The sequence below is a fragment of the Pedobacter frigiditerrae genome (assembly GCF_004331645.1).
Lineage (GTDB): Bacteria > Bacteroidota > Bacteroidia > Sphingobacteriales > Sphingobacteriaceae > Pedobacter > Pedobacter frigiditerrae.
In genome coordinates, this window is sequence record NZ_SJSK01000002.1 from 605017 (window position 1) to 624154 (window position 19138).

Annotated in this window: 13 protein-coding genes; 1 reads left to right on the forward strand and 12 read right to left on the reverse strand. The window is 35.7% G+C overall.

The window, feature by feature from the left end:
- Window positions 1–4 precede the first annotated feature (4 nt).
- On the reverse strand, window positions 5–499 hold the full coding sequence (locus EZ428_RS09475) for a DinB family protein (protein WP_131553383.1): 495 nt from the start codon (window positions 497–499) through the stop codon (window positions 5–7).
- Window positions 500–622: 123 nt separating this feature from the next.
- On the opposite strand from EZ428_RS09475, the gene EZ428_RS09480 reads away from it, so the two are divergent.
- Window positions 623–1591, forward strand: a complete 969-nt coding sequence (locus EZ428_RS09480) for a GlxA family transcriptional regulator (RefSeq protein ID WP_131552904.1) — start codon at window positions 623–625, stop codon at window positions 1589–1591.
- Between the two features lie 39 nt (window positions 1592–1630).
- On the opposite strand, the gene EZ428_RS09485 is transcribed toward EZ428_RS09480, so the two are convergent.
- The 11 genes from EZ428_RS09485 to EZ428_RS09535 all read right to left on the reverse strand — a co-directional run bounded on the left by EZ428_RS09485 (window position 1631) and on the right by EZ428_RS09535 (window position 19129).
- Window positions 1631–2692 (reverse strand): phosphotransferase enzyme family protein, encoded by a 1062-nt coding sequence (locus EZ428_RS09485; protein ID WP_131552905.1) that lies wholly within the window; start codon window positions 2690–2692, stop codon window positions 1631–1633.
- A 441-nt stretch (window positions 2693–3133) separates the two neighbouring features.
- Complete coding sequence (locus EZ428_RS09490; protein ID WP_131552906.1) at window positions 3134–4822, reverse strand: alkaline phosphatase family protein; 1689 nt, start codon at window positions 4820–4822, stop codon at window positions 3134–3136.
- A gap of 6 nt (window positions 4823–4828) precedes the next feature.
- Window positions 4829–6766 (reverse strand): M60 family metallopeptidase, encoded by a 1938-nt coding sequence (locus tag EZ428_RS09495; protein WP_131552907.1) that lies wholly within the window; start codon window positions 6764–6766, stop codon window positions 4829–4831.
- 15 nt (window positions 6767–6781) lie between these two features.
- Window positions 6782–8509 (reverse strand): LamG-like jellyroll fold domain-containing protein, encoded by a 1728-nt coding sequence (locus EZ428_RS09500; protein WP_165501745.1) that lies wholly within the window; start codon window positions 8507–8509, stop codon window positions 6782–6784.
- Between the two features lie 39 nt (window positions 8510–8548).
- A complete protein-coding gene (locus EZ428_RS09505) occupies window positions 8549–10228 on the reverse strand; it encodes a DUF5008 domain-containing protein (RefSeq protein ID WP_131552909.1) in 1680 nt (559 codons plus the stop codon).
- Between the two features lie 32 nt (window positions 10229–10260).
- Window positions 10261–10974 (reverse strand): hypothetical protein, encoded by a 714-nt coding sequence (locus EZ428_RS09510; protein ID WP_225871031.1) that lies wholly within the window; start codon window positions 10972–10974, stop codon window positions 10261–10263.
- A gap of 11 nt (window positions 10975–10985) precedes the next feature.
- The gene (locus tag EZ428_RS09515; protein ID WP_165501746.1) at window positions 10986–12494 is read right to left on the reverse strand and encodes a RagB/SusD family nutrient uptake outer membrane protein; all 1509 of its coding nucleotides are present in this window, start codon (window positions 12492–12494) and stop codon (window positions 10986–10988) included.
- A gap of 17 nt (window positions 12495–12511) precedes the next feature.
- Entirely contained in the window at window positions 12512–15673 is a 3162-nt protein-coding gene (locus EZ428_RS09520) for a SusC/RagA family TonB-linked outer membrane protein (protein ID WP_165501747.1), read from the reverse strand.
- Window positions 15674–15708: 35 nt separating this feature from the next.
- On the reverse strand, window positions 15709–16731 hold the full coding sequence (locus tag EZ428_RS09525) for a DUF5007 domain-containing protein (RefSeq protein ID WP_131552913.1): 1023 nt from the start codon (window positions 16729–16731) through the stop codon (window positions 15709–15711).
- Between the two features lie 101 nt (window positions 16732–16832).
- Window positions 16833–17510, reverse strand: coding sequence for a hypothetical protein (locus tag EZ428_RS09530; RefSeq protein WP_131552914.1), 678 nt, complete (start codon window positions 17508–17510; stop codon window positions 16833–16835).
- 20 nt (window positions 17511–17530) lie between these two features.
- A complete protein-coding gene (locus tag EZ428_RS09535; protein ID WP_131552915.1) occupies window positions 17531–19129 on the reverse strand; it encodes a RagB/SusD family nutrient uptake outer membrane protein in 1599 nt (532 codons plus the stop codon).
- Window positions 19130–19138 lie beyond the last annotated feature (9 nt).

Here is a 19138-nt window from a genome sequence, read left to right on the forward strand (position 1 = left end):
TAAATTACATGTAATTAATACCTGGGTAATTTAATAATCTACGCCATAGGGCAATTTGACCAATGCAGTTTGCCTCACGATAAGCATCAAATGAAACCATCTCGTAAACTGAGAAACTCATTCCAGGAAATTCTAAAACCTTCTCCAATTTTTCATCTGTTGCATTAATTAATTCTTCTCTTAAAATTGGGCTTATCTTATCCCAATCTTTTTTGTAAGCATCTAAAGTAGGGTAAATAGCATCATCCTGAATACCTTTATGATCCTTAAAAAGTTCATCAGCATCAGATATTAAATCCTGCCCAAAAATCTTTGCCAACTCATATCTTTCTTGAATTAAGCTACCTGCCAACCACTTGATATGATTTGCCTTAGTATTTAATCTTTCGGTTGCATCATCATCAGAAATCCCTTCTAATGCTTGATGAAAGTATTTGGTATGCATATCAAACAATGTCATAATTGCATACATTCTGTTACTTACTGTTTTTGGTTCCATCATTTTATTTTTTGGTTACACTAAGTTAAAACATATTAAAGCATAAAATGATTGCCGTAAAAGTCAACATTAGGGGGCATTTAAGACAAAATTTATATCTTAGTATTTCAATTATTGATTTTTATGAAGCAAATAGGAGTTTTATTAAGCAAGAATTATAAATTATTAAGTGTTGCAGCAATTTTAGAGGTATTTGAAACCGTAAATAAATTTTACGCAACTGCTGGAGATGAATTACCATTTGAATTGAATTTATTAGCATCTCATGAAACTATTGAAAACCAGAAGGAATCATTTGGCTATCAGTTACAATCTATAAAAGATGTGAAGCAGTTAGATTTAATATTAATTCCAGCTTTTACATCAGACAATATGCATGAAACCTTGCAAGCCAACAGGCTTTGTGTTCCTCATCTCATTAGTCAATATAATAATGGTGCAAGCATTGGCACATTTTGCACCGGCGCATTTTTATTAGGTGCAAGTGGTTTATTAAATGGAAAAATAGCAACCACGCATGTTGATGCCAGTGACGGCTTTGCCATTGCTTTTCCGGAGGTAAATCTAAAAGCCGATAGAACAGTTACCCAAGATGGTAGACTATATACTAGTGGTGGAGCAACTTCATCATTTCACTTATTATTACATTTAGTGCAAGAGTTTTGCGGAAATGAAATGGCCATCAAAATTGCTAAGGTTTTTGCCATTGACATGGACAGGGATAAACAGTCTTATTTCAGCACCTTTCAACCATCACGTAACCATAATGATGAATTAGTAGCTTCTGCACAACAAAAAATTGAAAGTAATTACCATGATGTTACCACCATTGAAGAGTTAATAAAAGATATTCCTTCTAGCAGAAGAAACATTGTTAGGCGATTTAAGCAAGTAACCGGAATCACTCCAATAGAATATTTACAACAAACTAGAATTGCCGCAGCTAAAAAACTATTGGAAAGAACAGGTCAACAAATGACTGAAATTATTTTTAACTCGGGTTATAGCGATCCAAAAGCTTTCAGGAAAGTATTTAAAAAAAGTGTGGGAATGACGCCCTCACAGTACAGGGAAAAATTTCAGGTGAGATAACAAAAAAGCCACTTAGTTAAGTGGCTTTAATCGTTGGCATCAAATTGTGTGTAAATTATTTTGAAAAACCTTCTCAAAAACATGCTCTAAAGAAGAATATGATTTAAGCAGCTGAAGTTGATTTTTTGCTCTTACCAAATTATGAGAGGGATATGTTGTATGGTAATAAACATCATTGTTTAAGAAATCTGTTAGAAACCTCAAGGTCTGCATGTAAATCATAAACTGACCACTAAAAACAAAGGCTGCTTTTTCTGATGTTGATAATACATCACCCATTTCTTCCATGTAACCGCGGTAAATGGCAAAAAACATTTCTTCTCTTACCACAACTTTAGATAGGTCTTTCTCTTCCTCATTTGCTTCAGACAAGTAGGTTCTCATCATATCGCCAATGTCACTAATATAATAACCTGGCATTACAGTGTCTAAGTCTATTACACAAAGTCCCTCCCCTGTTTCCTGGTGAAGCAAAACATTACTGATTTTAGTATCGTGATGAACAACTCGCTTTTTTAGGCTACCATTATCAATTAGCTCTTGATATTTTGTGGCTATATCTTCGAGTTTAATCAATTCATTGATTTCAGTTGCGGCCTCAAGCAAACGTTCTACGCTAGCACTTTGTATAGCCAACTTAAACTGCGTTACCCTAAGAGGAAGGTTATGAAAATCCACAAGTGTATACTTCAGTTTTTTAGTATTAAATCCATCAAGCTCTTTTGCAAACTCGCCAAATTGTTTTGCGGCTTGGTATGCTTCTTCAGGAGTTTTTACAAAATCTAATGAAGTAGAATTCTTGATAAAAGGGAATATTCTATAATACTCTCCATTAAAAACAAAAAGTGTCTCATTTTTAAGGTTGGGTAAAGGCGATACGAATAAATAATCTGGTGCATATTTATCTAAAAACTTCCTTAACTCAAGCAGGTTCTCATCTATTCGTGTTGGCTCCTTAAAAACATTAACGTTTATTTTTTGTAATAGGTAGTTGTTTTCACCTGAAATTTTCCAAGTGTAGTTAATAAGTCCAGAGCCGTAAGGTTCTATTTTAAAATCGTCGAATTGCAAACCATAGCTAGCTAAGATTTCCTGAAACATATATTGTGTATTAAGTGTGCGACTGTTCAAACAGTCATTAATTATGTGTGTTTTAAACCTAATGAGAACGTTAGACTAGCAAACCCCTCGCCACCAAAATGGCGAAGGGAATAAGCAATCAATCAAACTATTATTTTAAAACTCAATTAAATATTCTAAGCTAACTATATTCTAATACCAGCAAGATTTAACATTAAAAGTCAAATCAACATTACTGTTAAGGTTATCGCAAGTTATGTAATAAACGAACTTTAATTTTATTAACCTTCACGCAACCGTTTGATTTAAAAAGTTAACATTCTATTTCTCTGATGCATCAAATTAACATGTGAGCACCAAAAAATCTTAATTCTAACTAACCTTCCTCTTTCATAAACCAATTTAAACGCAAACGCTTGTTTAATGATAAAACATCCAGTTGATGTTACAACTTATAGCTTATTATTTTAAAAACTCTATTTCAAATTGGTTCAAGAAAGGATTACCATCAATACCAAATTCTGGCAAAATCTTAACATTCATCCAATAAAGCATAGTAGCAGATACTGAAGCTGGTGTTAGAATAATAGATTTACCACTTGCATTTGGATCAGGAGTTACACTAGCAGGAACATCAGCACCCATAGATTTCCAAGTATATGCACCACTTAACACCATATCATAACCTCCAGGAGCTTTGTTACCTACAGTACCTTCAGCTCCTTCATCAATTGGCCAATAACCTATTAAATTTGCATAATTAGGATGTTTAGTGATATCCTTTAAACCCTTGTTTGCTAAAATTGTAGCTGCATCTAACGCAGTATTAAAATAGCATAAATCAGCTGCTTGAAAAGATAATCCTGTACCACCGTTGTCTACATTTTTATAGCCAATGGTTAGTTTTTCTGTGGTGCTTAGGTTTCTTTTCGACTGAATATTTGCAGTGGTTACTTGTACCCCATCTAGGTATGTTGTTAAAGTTCTGGTTGTTACATTAACCATTTTCACAGATAAGGTTATGGTATGCCAGCTAAAATCTGCTGCATTACCTCCACCATATTCAGTCTTTCCTCCACCTCCATTTAAAGTACCACCAACAGCGGCTGAAACACCTGCATTACCTTGCCTAAACATCCACCCTGTAATGGCAGAACCAATCATTGATGTACCTTTGGAAATAAATCCTGGGTATTGAGTTTGTACATTAAATTTCACCTGCATTTGAACTGTAAAATCTTTGGTTTCTCCTGGATCGTACAAACCATTATCGTTTGGTACTGAGGCAAGAATATTAGCTCCTGTAAACAAAATCGTATTAAAACCCGATTTTTTAACTTCTTGCTCCTTTAGATTTTTATTGGATGCGATTAAAAATCCTTCTTTAGGGTTAGTGTCGCTTCCGCCATGGTTGGTCGTTACAATAACCAACCAATCTTCATTGGCGTAATTTTTTCTTGTTTTTAAAGCGGTTATGATGTTGCCAACGTATTCATCTGCCTTAACTATAGCATTTTTATAATTAACGTTAGTAGCCACAAAACCTCCATTGTAACCAGCAGTTTCAACATCTCTAAAATTCACCATTACAGCACCGATATTATCTTGCTTAGTAATGATATTGATGGTGCTATCCTTAACTGCGATATCTGTACTAACTACAGGTGTAAAATCTCCATTGATTAAGTATTTACGCAGGTTATCCCAGGGTGTAATTATTGCAGTTTTTGTAGCCTTATATTGGGTAATGTAATCCAAAACATTTCTGTAAGATTTAGTCTCACCATGTTGATTAGCGTTAGGATCAATTATTTTCTCAAAATTAGCTGTACCAATTGAATGTTTGGCATGTCCAACTCCAGTTGCCATGGTTACCCATGATGAGACATCATTACCTAAACCACTTCTTATCACATTAAAAGAGTACTTCGATGTTTTTTGTAATTCAGTAATATTTGTTGGTGCAATGGTTTTAAGCTCACTGCCAGTAACCCCATCAATACTAATTACAAGCACCTTCCTTTGTACATTACTAATTAGCTTTAAATCTTCATAAACTGGTGGTGGATTATCATATTTTTTACACCCTGTGATAGCCAGTATTGAAAATACCATACTTGCTAAAATTATATAGTTGTGCTTTTTCATCATTTTAATTTAAGGTTTAATGATATTACATTCTGAAAGGTTTGCATAGCTAGCATTTACCCCACTCTTAATCACTACTCTTATAAACCTGGCATTAACTACTCCTCCAGGAAATGTATAATCGTATTTGGCAATATTTTGCGGTAGTGTAGTGGTACCTACAGAAGTATAGTTTACATTATCTGAACTTGTAAAAATCTCTACATCTTTTACATACCCACCACTGTTGTTCTGTCGTTGGGCAAACGTCATTCCTTTAATTGGAATAGGCAATAACGCGGCTCTAATAATAATATTTATTGGATAGCCTAGGGTATTTGTTGGAGTTGCCGTGCCATAGTTAGAATGCCAATACGAGGCATTTGAAATTACACCATCTACTAGGAATCTCGAATCCCCATCACCTGCAGCATTTGAGCTTACGCTTACGACATTAGGATAAACAATTGGAATGATAGTACCTGTCCCACCAGTTTTAGTTAGTGGATTATAAGTCCAAACTTGCTTATCTAAAGGTGAATACTTAGCCGCAACCTTATCTCTTACTGTCTGACTGGTTAAAATCCCCCAAGCATCAAAGAATGTTCCTAAATCTATTTGAGTATAGTCAGACAATTTTTCGTACACAAAATTATGCATGGTAATATCACTATTGTTCAGTCTTTCGGCATGACGGGCTTCAGTATACAAATAGGTCATTGCTCCATAACCATATTTTTCAAAGATCTGTACAAATGGAGTCATTCGCTTAAATGGATCATTCATTGCCGCATCCGTATCAAAGTTTTTTGCCCCTGCTGTGGCTGCATAAGTAACGGCCAAAGGGAAACCACTAGTAACTGCAGGATGTAAAATACTATAGTTGGTACCGCGTCTATTTGCAACTTTAAAATTAAATAAGTTATTAGTCGTTTCTCCTAAAGTACTCCAACTCCAAACTCTTCCTTGCTGCATATTGTGTCCAAACTCATGATAAGTTCCCCAAGCGCCATCAGTGTTTAAGGATGTCATGGCTCCAAACCATTCGCTATCATTCAAACCCACAAAAGGAAAGCCACTGTGTCCATATCCTAAACTTAACTGGATATCTAAAATTCCTCGCCAAGCTCCTTGTGGGCTCCTATCCCTTACATCAATCGCATTATCAGATAGGCCCATCCAACCGTTATAATCTAAGTCAAAAACTGTATTCCAGTTTTCCATTACGGCCTTTGGATTATTAAATGGTTTAGCTGTTGACAAAGAAGCGATTATTTTATCTCTAGGAATTAAAAAAATCACTCGTTTACTTCTCAATTCTAACCAAGGCACTCTTGAAGCCTTAACTTGATCAATCCAAGCGGCATCATTAGTTGTGTTTAAAATATAATCTGGCGAAACCACAGCATTAGTAATGGTAAATTCTACTGGATTTGGATAAGCATGACTAGCACGAATATAAATGGTACCACCATATAAATTACGTACAAAGTTATTACCAGCATAAAGCTGTTGGCGCATATAAACGATAGGATCTCTTAGTAAAGGTGTTTTGCCATTAAGATTATCTGTATGCCCACCAATTTGAACAACCAAACCTTCTATACCTTGTGGTACTACAATCTTTACCAATTCTCCTGGTGCGGCATAATATCCTGTGCTGAATTGTGGCTCAGGCGCTACAGAAATACGCAAAATATCTGCAGTTTGATCACTATAATTTAAATCTAGGGTAAATTTGGCATCTTTTACGCGAGGTTCTGATTGATCTACCAAACCAGGAAAAACCTTTGCCTGGGCATACTTTGATTTATCAATAACCTTCAAGTTGGTATCAATTGTACCTGTAGCTATATTGCCAGAATTGTCAGGATAGCCATCTGGAATATTGTAACCATACTTTTTACAAGCAGTAACACTTAAAAGCAAGGTTACAGCACATAATATTGTGAAATGATTGAGTTTCATATTTCTAATATTTAATTAGTTGATAGGTAAATTAACTTTCGGACTATACAATTTACCTGTTAAGCCCCATTGACTAGGAACAGCGATATTCATCCAATAATATATCATAACCGGAATATCGATACCATTTGGGACAGTACCATAAGCTTCTTGACTAATATTACCTCCTACAAATGGTGAAGCTTCGTTAAATGTTAGCCAACTTGTTGCTGCATTTATTGTAAAATTATTTTTAGCAGCTGATATGTCTTTTAGCACAGTTCCGCTACCTTCATTTGCTGGCCAGCAACCTAACAATTTATCTGCATTAGGAACAACAAGTGATATTTCTTTTTTCATGTTCACTATAAGGTCATCATCCGTTAGCGCATAATTATAAATAGCTACATCTCTAAAAGATATAGATGCACCATCACTTGTAGATGTAGCTTTCCCAGGACCAAGATGCAATGCAGCAGGATTGGTGAAATCTTTTCCAGTAATATCTGCAGTTATAACTTTTTTTCCATCCTGAAATAAAGCGACATAACGCGTAGCTCCACTATTAAATAATTTAAACGCAAGTGTATGCCATTTACCGTCTCTAATATTAACGCCAACGTTTATAGCATAAGCTCCACCGAAACTAAAATAGTATGAGTCTCCCCATGTCATATAATCCCATCCAGTTGCGTTTAGTCCTTCCCTTGCCGTATAGTTACTCATATTACCACAAAAATGGGCGTAGTTACTAGCAGTACCGCCATCACTTCTTACTTTCATCTGAAATGTATATTCGCCACTTGTCCCAAAATCGCCTACACTTGCATTTGAAAGTAAAGCCTGCCCATTAGTAGTTACATTTGAAACCATACGAACTGCCTGTCCTAAAAATGGATAGCTATTATCGTCTGGTTTATTTATTAAAAAAGAAGAAAACCTTGGGTTATAAAATGCCACATAAGTATTTCTTGACATATCACCATAGATATTCGACCCAACAGCTCCACCTGATACACCGCCACCTTTATTTGATGCCAATACAACAAGCCAATTTTCTCCTGAAAAACCTTTTCTGGCCTTTAGTGCTGTTAAAATTTCTCCAATATAGGTATCAATGGTTTTTATGGCATTCGCATAGGCTGGCGTGCTAGCTGTGTAACCATTTGCGGCACCTGCAGTTTCAGCCCCATGGAATTGTGCTACAACCATACTAGGGTTATTTGTTGATAATTCGCTTAACACTGCAGTTTTAACCGCAGCGTCGTCTGTTAGGTTTTGCTTTACGGTCGCATCTCCAGCTAATTTATCATTGAAAGCAGCAGTTGAAGCAATTGAAACCATTCTAGCGTTACTGATAGTTGATTTAATCCTGGTAAAAATAGTTGGAATGGGTTGTAAATTCAGATCCGAAAAATCTTCCGTAGTTACATTGTGCGTGGTATATTCTGCACCAGTTAACATGGTTGTCCAAGCCGCAGCATTTGTCATTACATTTAAGTTATCATCTGTTAAACCGTCAAATGTATAGGTAGCTTTTTCGTTAATGAGTGTTATATTTTGGGGAGCCAAAGCTTTAATTGACGCACCCGTTACTCCATCTAAAATAATATATAACACTTTCTTAGAGCCATCGCCTAAACTAGCTACATTGTCTTTATAGGATTTTGGCAATGTATTTTCAAAATCTTTGTTGCAACCAAAATTTAGCCCAACTAAGCACATGATCATAATTGCGATTAGGTGCTTAAAATTCAAATTCATAATTCTTTTCATATTATATGTCCCTTCCTTTAAAATCTATTAGTTAGCTATAATTAATCGTAGTACATTATGAGGGATGATTGAGTTAAACCTTGCAATATTACCAACCAAAATAACGCTGGTACCATTTGCTATTGATTTCTCATACATGTCATAAACCCTTCCTTGAAAACCGCCTATATTGTTGTAACCTATTGCTAAGCTACCATTTGCTTCTAGTATGGTAAATCCTTGTCTCATATAGGAGCCATACTTATTAAAAGAACCAGCTACTATTATTTTACCGTTAGCTAACTGTCCAGCGAAAGAGGCAAGACCTCCTGAAAAGCCTAAACTCGTAAATGTATTCACATTAGATCCGTCTGCATTTAATAAATTTAAACCATCTACAGTTTTTCCGTTAAAAGTTTTAAATAAACCTGCTACTACAATTTTATTGGTGGTTGCATTGTGACGAATAGAATAAATGTCTCCATCGGATCCAGTACCTACGTTAAATGTATTATCTACACTCCCATTCAAATTTAACCTAACAATATGATTAGCAGTTGTACCATTAAATGTGGTAAAATTACCTACCAAAATTAATTTGCCATCTGCTTGCATAATGGCATCGGTAATACCACCATTAGCACCTATTGCACTTTGCTTGGTTACTTTATTATAATGGAAAGTCGAGTCCATTGAACCATCATTGTTTACCCTTACCATTTGACGCATTTTAGTCACATCGTAAACTTTTGCATCATAGCTAGAATTAGGCACATACATTCTCTTAAAGTTTTGAAAATTACCTATCATGTAAACTTGTTCGCCGAAAACAAAGGTTTTTTTGATTGTCCCATCAACACCTGCATTAAATGAGGAAATGGTGTCTCTATTTTTATAGATTTCTTCTGGTTTGGGATTAATTACGTCAACAATCACACTATCCAAGGTGCCATTAGCATTTAACCGGGTAATATTGTTAAGTGTTTGTCTATTTCCACGAGTAGAATTATAAGCAGTAAAACTTCCCGCTACTATAAATTTGCCTGCATGTGTACCTGTGTTAATCAGGTTAATAGCATAGATACTTTGATTACCACCTACAGCGCCTTTTCCAAAATTAAAACTGTTGGCAGTAGAGTAAGCTCCATCACCATCTATCTGAACAATACCTCCATTAGGTAATTTTTCGGTACCCTTTAGTTCAAAATTGCTAAAAGCTCCACCTAGTAAAAAATTCCCAGTAGCTAATACTTGCATTGCGTAAACATCAGTACTTCCAGTACCTGTTACCGTTCCAGCACCATTTACAATCTTAAACGCATTGTCTACACTTACCTTACCACCCACTTTTACCACTGGACCAAAGAATAATTGGCCATTCAGTTCAACCCACATGCTACCAGTACTAGCATCCAATGGTACATTAAAAGTTATGGTACTATCTGTCCTTGCTGTTAAAGGAGCTTCAATCTCATTTACAAATATCTTAAAATCGGTATCTTTATATTTTGCCGTTGTTAAACCGCTTACCTTAATGGTTAAGCTGGCACCAGCTGTTATAATATCAGGCGATGTATTTTTAGAAAGAATACTAATGGGCAATGCACCTTTACCTCCGGCATAAGGATCTTCTGCAATTCCTTTCTCTTTTTCACAAGCAACAATTACAGTCATGGCAAGCAGCGCTAGACCGATTAGCTTAAATTGATATATTTTATTTTTAAACATCTTATTCAATTTTATAGGTAATTATTTAACAATTAAGGTGTTGGAGGTGAAATACCCGCTGAAACAACCTGTTCTATAAACGTATCTGTATTGAACCCAAAGTTGAGTTTTGTCTTATTGAGTACATGAACCACACCATTGTTAGGCTGAATATCTGAACTAGCTACGGGGATGTTAACCAATGATACCTGTGGGTTAGATAAATCCGGTATATAAGCCAAATACAATTGGCGATATCCAGCATAAATCACACCCCCCGCATCGTTAAATACAACGCCAACATTCATAATTCTACCAGCGTAAGAGGTATAATTTTGACCAGGATAAGCTAGGTAAGATGCAGTGTCTCTTTGAGGGTAATCTTTTAATAAATTTTTTCCCTTGAAAATATATTGAGACAAGGCATTTTTCCAAACCGACTGCTTAATTTGCGACAATTGAGAAACCGTATCCTTGCCGTTAAATTTTAAATATTGGTTTAAACGTTTAATTGATTTATAAATAGAACCACTTGGTGGAGCAAAAAATGTGATTTGCTCCTTGTCAACTACGTCCGTCATCCCAGCTAATTCTATTACCCTTAAGGTACTATCGAAAAATGCTGGCTTCGATTTTAAGTACTGTAAAATTGTACCGTCAAATTTAGCCTCATGTACACCACTATCGAAATAATATTTTTTGCAGCCAGCAAACAACACTAATACACCGGCCAGCATTAAAAAAACAATTTTATTTTTATGTTTCATTTTCATATGTATTAATTCCAAAAATTATTTCCAACCAATTTAGGATTAGCCAAACGCTCTGCAGAAGAAATAGCTAATGGCCATGTCCATGCACCAGCATTGAAATCTGTTACAGTAATTGGGTTACTTGAATAATCTGCATCTAAAATTCTTTTGGTACGCACCGCATCAAAAAAGAATTGCCCTTCTCCTATTAGTTCACGGCACCTCTCAAAATAGAGGTCTTTTTTTAATTCTTCGCCGCTAGTAATCAGCAAAGGTGCGCCAGCCATTAACCTTACTTGATTAGCAAAATCTCTTGCTTGACTATCGTTATCTAATTCTGCGGCAGCTTGGGCAGCCAACAAGATCATATCTGGCAATCTAAAAATGATAGCACTATCATCGCTATTCACGGTTAAAGTTGAGCCCGAACCTGTAGCATAAATATTCATGTACTTTTTAAATTGAAAACTATTTGTACCCGAATCATAATTCTCGAACCAAGTAGCTAACCTGGCATCTGCTACACCTGCAGGAAAAAGCTTAATGATATAATCTTTCTTATAAGTCATTCTACTAGTAGCTGTAGTAACACCACCATATAATGGGAAATGTGCAAAGAAATAACCATACAAAGCTTGTTGGCTAAAAGATTCACCGTAGTTAAAATCTTGTAAAATAGAGAACAAATTCTCAGGCGAACGACCTTTAAATATCCTTCTAGTGTTTTCTGCATTAATAGGTAATAGCTGATAATTAGTATAAGTAGCCAACTCATTAGCCAGAGAAATAGTAGCAGTATAATAAGGTTTTTTATCGGTGTTATCCCAAGCTGCAGCCCACATGTTTAAATGCATTAATAAGGCAATTGCACTTCCCCTAGTAGGCCTTAAACCAGCTTTAGATGGATCAGCGTTAACTACTGGCAAATCATTCTTTACAGCATCCATATCTGCAATACAATTTTTCATCACCGTTACTTGACCTGTTCTAGCTAAAGACTGACTATGGTAAGCATCAGTGTAGTAAATGGCATCACCGAAAAGTTTGCAGATGAACATATAACTCAGGTTACGCAAAAATACAGCCTCAGCTTTATAGTTTTTTCTTTCTGTATCAGACAACTCACTACTTGATACTCGATCTATTTCTTTGTACAAGATATTGGAAGCAGCAATAACATCATACCAAGCTTTCCAGTTTTGCATATTATTAAATGAGGTGCTAGAAACTTGCTTTAAGTTGTTGGCAATTAAATTATTGTAATTGGTATTACCCGCAGCATCATTAGAACTGGTGCCCCCATTACCCGAAACAAAATTACCCCTCATCTCTAAAGCTGGTAAAAAAGGGCCATCACCAACTTTATCTCTCAATCGGGTATAAATTCCATTGGTAAAACCTTCAACATCAGTTTTGGTTTTCCAAAAATTGTTACCAGATAGGGCATCAATTGGCGTTACGTTTAGGAACTTTTTACAACCTGGTATTATAAAAAATAAGACCACTACTAACAGTAAATATTTTATATTCTTCATTTTCATCGTTTAAAAAATTAAAATTCTATGTTTAAACCAAATGCAAACTGTTTAGCTAAAGGGTATCCACCTGGATAATCCCTACCTAAAGTTGTTACGTTTTCTGGGTTAGGCCCAGAATAATTGGTAATAAAACCTAAGTTAGAGGCCGTTGCATTTACACTTACCCTATTCATCCCATATTTGCTGGTAAAATTCTGTGGCAAAGTATAATAAACCTTTACCGAATTTAATTTAAGGTAAGAACCATCCTCTTGAAACAAGGTTTGAGAATACCTAAAAGGATTAATGATCGATGCTCTAATAAAATCTAGAGGATTACCATAAGCAGCTACATCACCTGGTTTAGCCCATACGTTATATTGAGATAATGGTACTAAATTGCCCATTGAAGTAGGGTTACCAAAGTTGGCAAATTGCGAAGCCAAACTGTTGTTTAAGATATCACGTTGCAGGGTAAATGAGGTGTTGATCTCTAAGCTCCAGCTTTTGTACTGTAGTAAGGTGTTAAAACCGCCCGTTATTTGTGGTTGTGAGTTACCTGCAATTACTTTATCGTTTTCATCTAGTACATAGTTACCATCTAAATCGGTAAAAATAGGATCGCCAGCTCTGAAGTAATTTAATATGTTCTTAGCCCCTACACGATAAGGTAAACCTGTTAATGGATCTACTGGCACTTGTCTGTTGGTGGCATATACACCTTTGGTATTATACAAATAATTAGATAATGAATTTAAGCCAAGGCGATAATAAGTATCTTGATCTTGAGCTGCGATATCATCATAAATCCTTTCACGTAAACCATCGGGTAACTGCGCCAAAACCTCTCTGTTAATTGCCAAAGTACCCGTTAAACTTAATTTAAAAGGACTAGATGAATTTAAGGGACGACCAGTAACCATAAACTCCCATCCATAATTTACGTTACTAATTTGTGTATCAGAAATGCCACCAAAAGAGGTTGTGGCCGACAAATCTTTATTCTTTAAAATGTTATCCGTTTGTTTGTAATAAGTATCAAATGCTAATGAGAATCTGTTATTAAATAAACCAAGGTCAAAACCGGCATTATAGGTTGTCGCTTTGGTAGGCTCCAAACTTAAATTAGGTAATAAAGAGGTATCTAAAATAACTGACTTACTGTTATTGTAATTTTCACCACCGTAGTATTTGCCATAAGCATCGTAAATACCACCATTTGGCGTAATGTTAGAACCATAACTTAAACGGAAATCTCCATAATCAAGCCACTTAAGTTTTGATAAGAACTGCTCTTTGTTAAAATTCCATTTTACCGAAATTGCAGGATTTTTCTTGTAGCCTGAATTAGGTCCGCTACTAGATAATCCATCTATACGATAGTTAAAATCAACTACATATTTTTGCTTATAGTTATATGAAAAAGCACCAGCAAAAGCAATTGTTCTCAAATCTGTATAGCCTACAGTTCCACCTAATGAGCTTATATAACTAGTCACATTGGTTAGTGGGCCTCTTAACTGATCATTTACTCCTTGTTGGTTTAAAATGGCATCTGCTTTAAAGAATGAAGACCTTAACTCAGAGAAAGCAAATAGAGAGAAATTGTGTGCATCCTCACCTTTTTCCTTAAGCGAATAAAAATAAGATAATTGGTTACGATTGTACAAGGTTGTTGATCTATCGTTATAGGTATAATATTGCGACTGATTTTCATTTAAAGCTGCTGGAGAAAAATTATCTTTAACACTAGATACCCCCGTATAACTTAAATAAGAACCAATTTTAAAATTCTTTAACACCTCGTAATCGGCATTTACTGTAGCTGTTGTATTTAAAACCTTACTGTCATTATCTGTGGTTAATGCCCCTAAAACAGAGTTTACAGAAGAATATAATGACGGTGCGGGTAATAACGACGACGAACTACCACCGGTTGCTACACCTTCATTCTGCAAACCGTTTCCACTACCGGTTTGTTGTTTCTGTATAGAGTTATATAATGATCCGACTAATTTGAATTTATCACTTGGCTGATAACCCATGTTCATGTTCAAATTATAACGTGTATACCCTGTATTTTGCTGAATACCACTTTGATCAATAACACCCAATGCCACCTTATAATTAAATCTCATATCTCCCCCTGAAATATTTACGTTATGGGTTTGATTTACGGTAGGTCGGTAAAAATACGACTGCCAATCTGTCGAATTGTTATAATAAGCATTTAAACTATCTGAAAGAAATGGCGTATTATTAACCTTATCTATTGCATTGTACGCACTTGTATCGTTACCTAAAATCTGCGCTATTCTTAATAAGCGCTCGTCCTTTCCTCCAATTACTGAACGTAATTGAGGCACTGTAGACAAAAATGCACTTCCGCTATAACGTATTACTGGTACTTTAGAGTTACCACGTTTAGTAGTAATTAAGATAACTCCATAAGCACCCCTCGATCCGTAAAGGGCAGTTGCTGCTGCATCTTTCAAAACGGTAATATCCTCAATCTCTTCAGGTGGAATTTGAGATGCCGGAGAAACGCCTGGCCCTGCTGGTTGAAAACCATACGAATAGTCTGCATTATCATCAACTGGTACCCCATCAATTACATACAAAGGTGATGTTGGCGTAAGAAAGCTAGAATTACCTTCACCACTAACATTAATGTTAGAGATACCACGAATGGTAACTGAGCCCCTAAAACCAGGTGCACCAGTATTATTTTGGATGTTCAGGCCCGGAACCTTACCCTGTAACAGAGAGATCACATCGCCAGCAGGTTGCCCCTGTAACTCTTTACCGGAAATAGTTACCGCAGAACTTGTATTTAATGTTTTAGTTTTGGTTTGATAACCGGAAGTAATTGTTACTTCTTTTAGTTTAGTATCACTTGATTCAGTTAAAGTAACATTGATAACAGTTCTGTTATTTACCTTTTCTCTTACGGGTTGAAAACCGATATAACTGAAAGTTAATACCGCATCGCTATTTACAGTCACCCTGTAACTACCTTCGCTACCTGTTTGTGCAACCACCTTACCGTCTACCAATACTGTAGCCCCTGGTAAAGTTTGCTTTGATTTTGTTGAGCCATCATATACAACTCCAGTAACCGTAATTTTTTGCTGTGCAAAGGTTTTGCTCTGGCAACCCAAAATCAATAAAAATGCTATGGTGTAAAAATACTTCATGGGAAATACGTTTTGTTTAAATCTATTTGTTTCCATTAATCATTATCAAATTTTGGTTTATCCCTTAAAAACTGGAAGGTAATTTCCCAATCGCCTTGTTGGTAAATGTTAAAGTTCAATGCCACAAAACATTGCTGTAACACATTTCCGAAAGCTTGTCTGTTAAACCTAAACACCACCCTAGCTTGACTACCAGATAAAGTTGTGTATTTTGTTGGGTATGTACTTAACGGAATTGGATAAGCGGCATCGAATTTTACATATTTATCTGTCTTAACCATGTTAAACCCATGCACCAAATTTGCCCAATCTGTAGCCGCAAACTTGTTAGGATCTATAGGATTAGATAAAGTATCTGAAAATTTAAAAGTAAGGCTATTGCCATTTCCATTCCTTTTAAACACTACACGTACATCAGTACCAGCGTTTAAAGGTTGTCCTCGCTCGCCTGTAATATTTACACCACTTGGCGACACAGATACATTAGGACCCTGACCAATAATTGGGTCTAAATTTGATGGCTCATATGGACGTTCTTTAAAAGGTAACAATCTCAAGTTTTGATAGTATTTTCTACCTCCAGAATTAGACATCTCCACATCGAAAACATAACCAGAATCTGGTTGTGCTTTTATTTGATTTGAATTGGCAGCGGCCCACATCAAAAACTCTCCAGAATGTGGCCTAATCTCAAATAACTGATGATTTTCCAAGGCTCTTTTAGCATCAATTTCAGCAATTGATTTTTCTGTACCATCATAAGCTTGTTTCCAAACCATTACAGGGTAAAAAGCAGTTAATTCTGGTGCAGGCTCGCCTGTAAATGTCCTCATGTTTACGATCTTAAAATCTAAGGGACGGCTAGAGCTTCCGAATTGAAAATTGTTACTGAATAAAGTATTTCTTCCCAACACTGGTTTGTAAACGTATTGCGTAAACTGCGAATCGTTACCAATGGAAAGTCGAGCATCTGGCAAGTTCTTTTTACATGACGAGAACAGACCAACACTGCCAAGCAGTGCCAATCCTATTTGTAAAGTATATTTAATATTTTTCATTAGAATATATTTGTTTTTAATGGTAATGAAGCTATCATGGGCAAATATTTCTTGCTGTTGAACAGCTTGTCCATAATGGTTTCATCATTTTTTTCCTAGCGCTAATTATCTAATCTTACAGTAAACTCATCAAAGCCAAATTGATGCGACGAGGTAAGGATGTTAATGGTTCCATTATTGGTTTTAATGTTAACTGCATCGGTTGTGGTATTAACCCAATATTTAGTAAAAATAACACCTCTTGGATCGCTAAAAGTTAACTGTGCAGGCCCACCACCTATATAACCCGAAGAACTTAACTTTACATATTTAACATGCATTGGATAATTGAAACCAACTGCTTCTTGGTCAATACCATCTACAGTTTGCATGTAATCATCGGTTGTTTTGTTATCCTTAAGGATGTACTTGCAGGTCATGAACAATAACTGTATTGGGTCTGCATTGTCTAAGTCAATCAATGATTTTCCCTTTTTTACTCTTTGCTCATTCAAGTATTTTAATGCTACTTCAAAATTTTTGTTTACCGGCACAAACAAGGTTACCTTTTCATCTTTTAGTATTCTAACTAAATCAGGGTACTTATCTACAATCGATAAAAAATTATCGAAAGTACCTTTTGGTTGTGCTTTAAGGTATTCGTAAGCAGAACCGTTAAAAGTTTGTACATTATTTACATAATCATGATAAGGCGAATCGCTCTTTTTACAAGCACCAAAGCATAAACATAGTACCGCTAATGCGAATAAAATGTGGTATTTATATAATCTATTTTTCATGTATTTCTCTAGTTATATGATTATTGCCAATATGGATTTTGGGTAATTGATGGATTTGCATTAATTACATCTTGAGATACCGGCCAGTAAATACCACCCGCAGCTTCAAACTGCTTAAAGGTCATTGGCGTACCGTTTTTAGTAGTAAAAACGCCACTGGTATTTTTAATCCTGTTTAACCTAACAATATCGTACCATCTCCAACCCTCGCCCATTAATTCTCTTCTTCTTTCTGCAAAAATGGCATCAAGTATAGGTACGGTAGATGTTGATGCATAAGTAGTTCCCCTTCTATTGGTAGATGCATTTAAAGCACTAATGGCCCCACTTCGATCTCCAAGTACAGCTAAAGCTTCAGCTCTTAATAAGGTAATCTCTTCTAAACGACTAATTACACATGAAGAACTATACAACATTAAATCGCTATTAGTATAAGCCCTATAAACAACCTTTATTTTATTAAAAATAGGTAGCTCTGACTCATAGTTATAGAAATAATTAGTTCTATACAACCCAGTAACCGGATCAATGCTGAAACGTAAATCTAACGGATCAGTGAATGCTTTATTTATGGTATCCTTTGGCACAAACATTTCTGGCTGTTTTTTAGGTATGAATGGCTCGGCCAGTGTTAATTGCTCTAAGTGTCCATTGGCAGTTGATAACCCGTTACCAGATTCAAATGCGAAACCTACCATTAAACTTGACCTTTTAAATGCAAATGGATTAGTACTGCCATTATCATTTTCTGTCAACGCGGTCATAGTGAGATAATCTATATTATAAGCACCATCTCCATTTAACTTTGTCCGATTATCTATCACATATTTTGCATAATTAGCAACATCTAAATAATTACCTTGCCAAGCAGCTATATGCGCCAATATGATATAAGCAGATAACCTGGTAAACGTAATACCATTCCATGAGCTCCAACCACCACCAAAATATAAACCCGGTAATATGGGATCGGTACCGCCAAATCTAAATGGCAACACTTGTGCTGCAGCTAATAATTCATTGGTTGCAAAGGCTAAGACTTGCTGTTGTGATGTTCTAGGTAATTGAACAAATTCACCGTCATGAGAAGAAGTTAACAAAGGTACATCTCCCCATATTCTACTCATGTAAAAATAAGCTAAGGCCCTTATTGTGCGAGCTTGGGCAATATCAGCTCCATTATTTAAAGCAGTATAGCGTGGATCTAATTTTAAAATCTCTCCCGAACGTTCTATATATAAACTAGCTGCATTAATTGCCGCATAAAATCGACGCCAATTGGCAAGTCTATTGATTACTGGGTAAGAAGCATTTAACTGCCCATTTACGATTGCTTTTAAATCAGCACGGTTGATAATTTGGAAATCGCCCTGGCGTAAATCGCCCATTAACCAATGCCCATTATCAGCAACTGTTGCCGAACGTAATAAACCATAAATAGAGAGCAAATTGCCCTTAGCGTCTTCTAAAGTTTTCCAGTTAGTTTCTTCAGTTGATAATCTCGTAGATTGTACATCTTCAATCTTTTTACAAGAAAAGTTACCTAAACCAACCAGTAGCACAATAATTCCAATTGAAATTTTGTAAAAACTGTTCCTTTTATTGATCGTGTTATTCATATCTTTTTC

What these genes read in the sequence shown, in the direction of transcription:
- EZ428_RS09475 (WP_131553383.1), bottom strand. Translation starts at nt 499, where the DNA reads ATGGAACCAAAAACAGTAAGTAACAGAATGTATGCAATTATGACATTG.
- EZ428_RS09480 (WP_131552904.1), top strand. Translation starts at nt 623, where the DNA reads ATGAAGCAAATAGGAGTTTTATTAAGCAAGAATTATAAATTATTAAGT.
- EZ428_RS09485 (WP_131552905.1), bottom strand. Translation starts at nt 2,692, where the DNA reads ATGTTTCAGGAAATCTTAGCTAGCTATGGTTTGCAATTCGACGATTTT.
- EZ428_RS09490 (WP_131552906.1), bottom strand. Translation starts at nt 4,822, where the DNA reads ATGATGAAAAAGCACAACTATATAATTTTAGCAAGTATGGTATTTTCA.
- EZ428_RS09495 (WP_131552907.1), bottom strand. Translation starts at nt 6,766, where the DNA reads ATGAAACTCAATCATTTCACAATATTATGTGCTGTAACCTTGCTTTTA.
- EZ428_RS09500 (WP_165501745.1), bottom strand. Translation starts at nt 8,509, where the DNA reads ATGAATTTGAATTTTAAGCACCTAATCGCAATTATGATCATGTGCTTA.
- EZ428_RS09505 (WP_131552909.1), bottom strand. Translation starts at nt 10,228, where the DNA reads ATGTTTAAAAATAAAATATATCAATTTAAGCTAATCGGTCTAGCGCTG.
- EZ428_RS09510 (WP_225871031.1), bottom strand. Translation starts at nt 10,974, where the DNA reads ATGAAACATAAAAATAAAATTGTTTTTTTAATGCTGGCCGGTGTATTA.
- EZ428_RS09515 (WP_165501746.1), bottom strand. Translation starts at nt 12,494, where the DNA reads ATGAAGAATATAAAATATTTACTGTTAGTAGTGGTCTTATTTTTTATA.
- EZ428_RS09520 (WP_165501747.1), bottom strand. Translation starts at nt 15,673, where the DNA reads ATGAAGTATTTTTACACCATAGCATTTTTATTGATTTTGGGTTGCCAG.
- EZ428_RS09525 (WP_131552913.1), bottom strand. Translation starts at nt 16,731, where the DNA reads ATGAAAAATATTAAATATACTTTACAAATAGGATTGGCACTGCTTGGC.
- EZ428_RS09530 (WP_131552914.1), bottom strand. Translation starts at nt 17,510, where the DNA reads ATGAAAAATAGATTATATAAATACCACATTTTATTCGCATTAGCGGTA.
- EZ428_RS09535 (WP_131552915.1), bottom strand. Translation starts at nt 19,129, where the DNA reads ATGAATAACACGATCAATAAAAGGAACAGTTTTTACAAAATTTCAATT.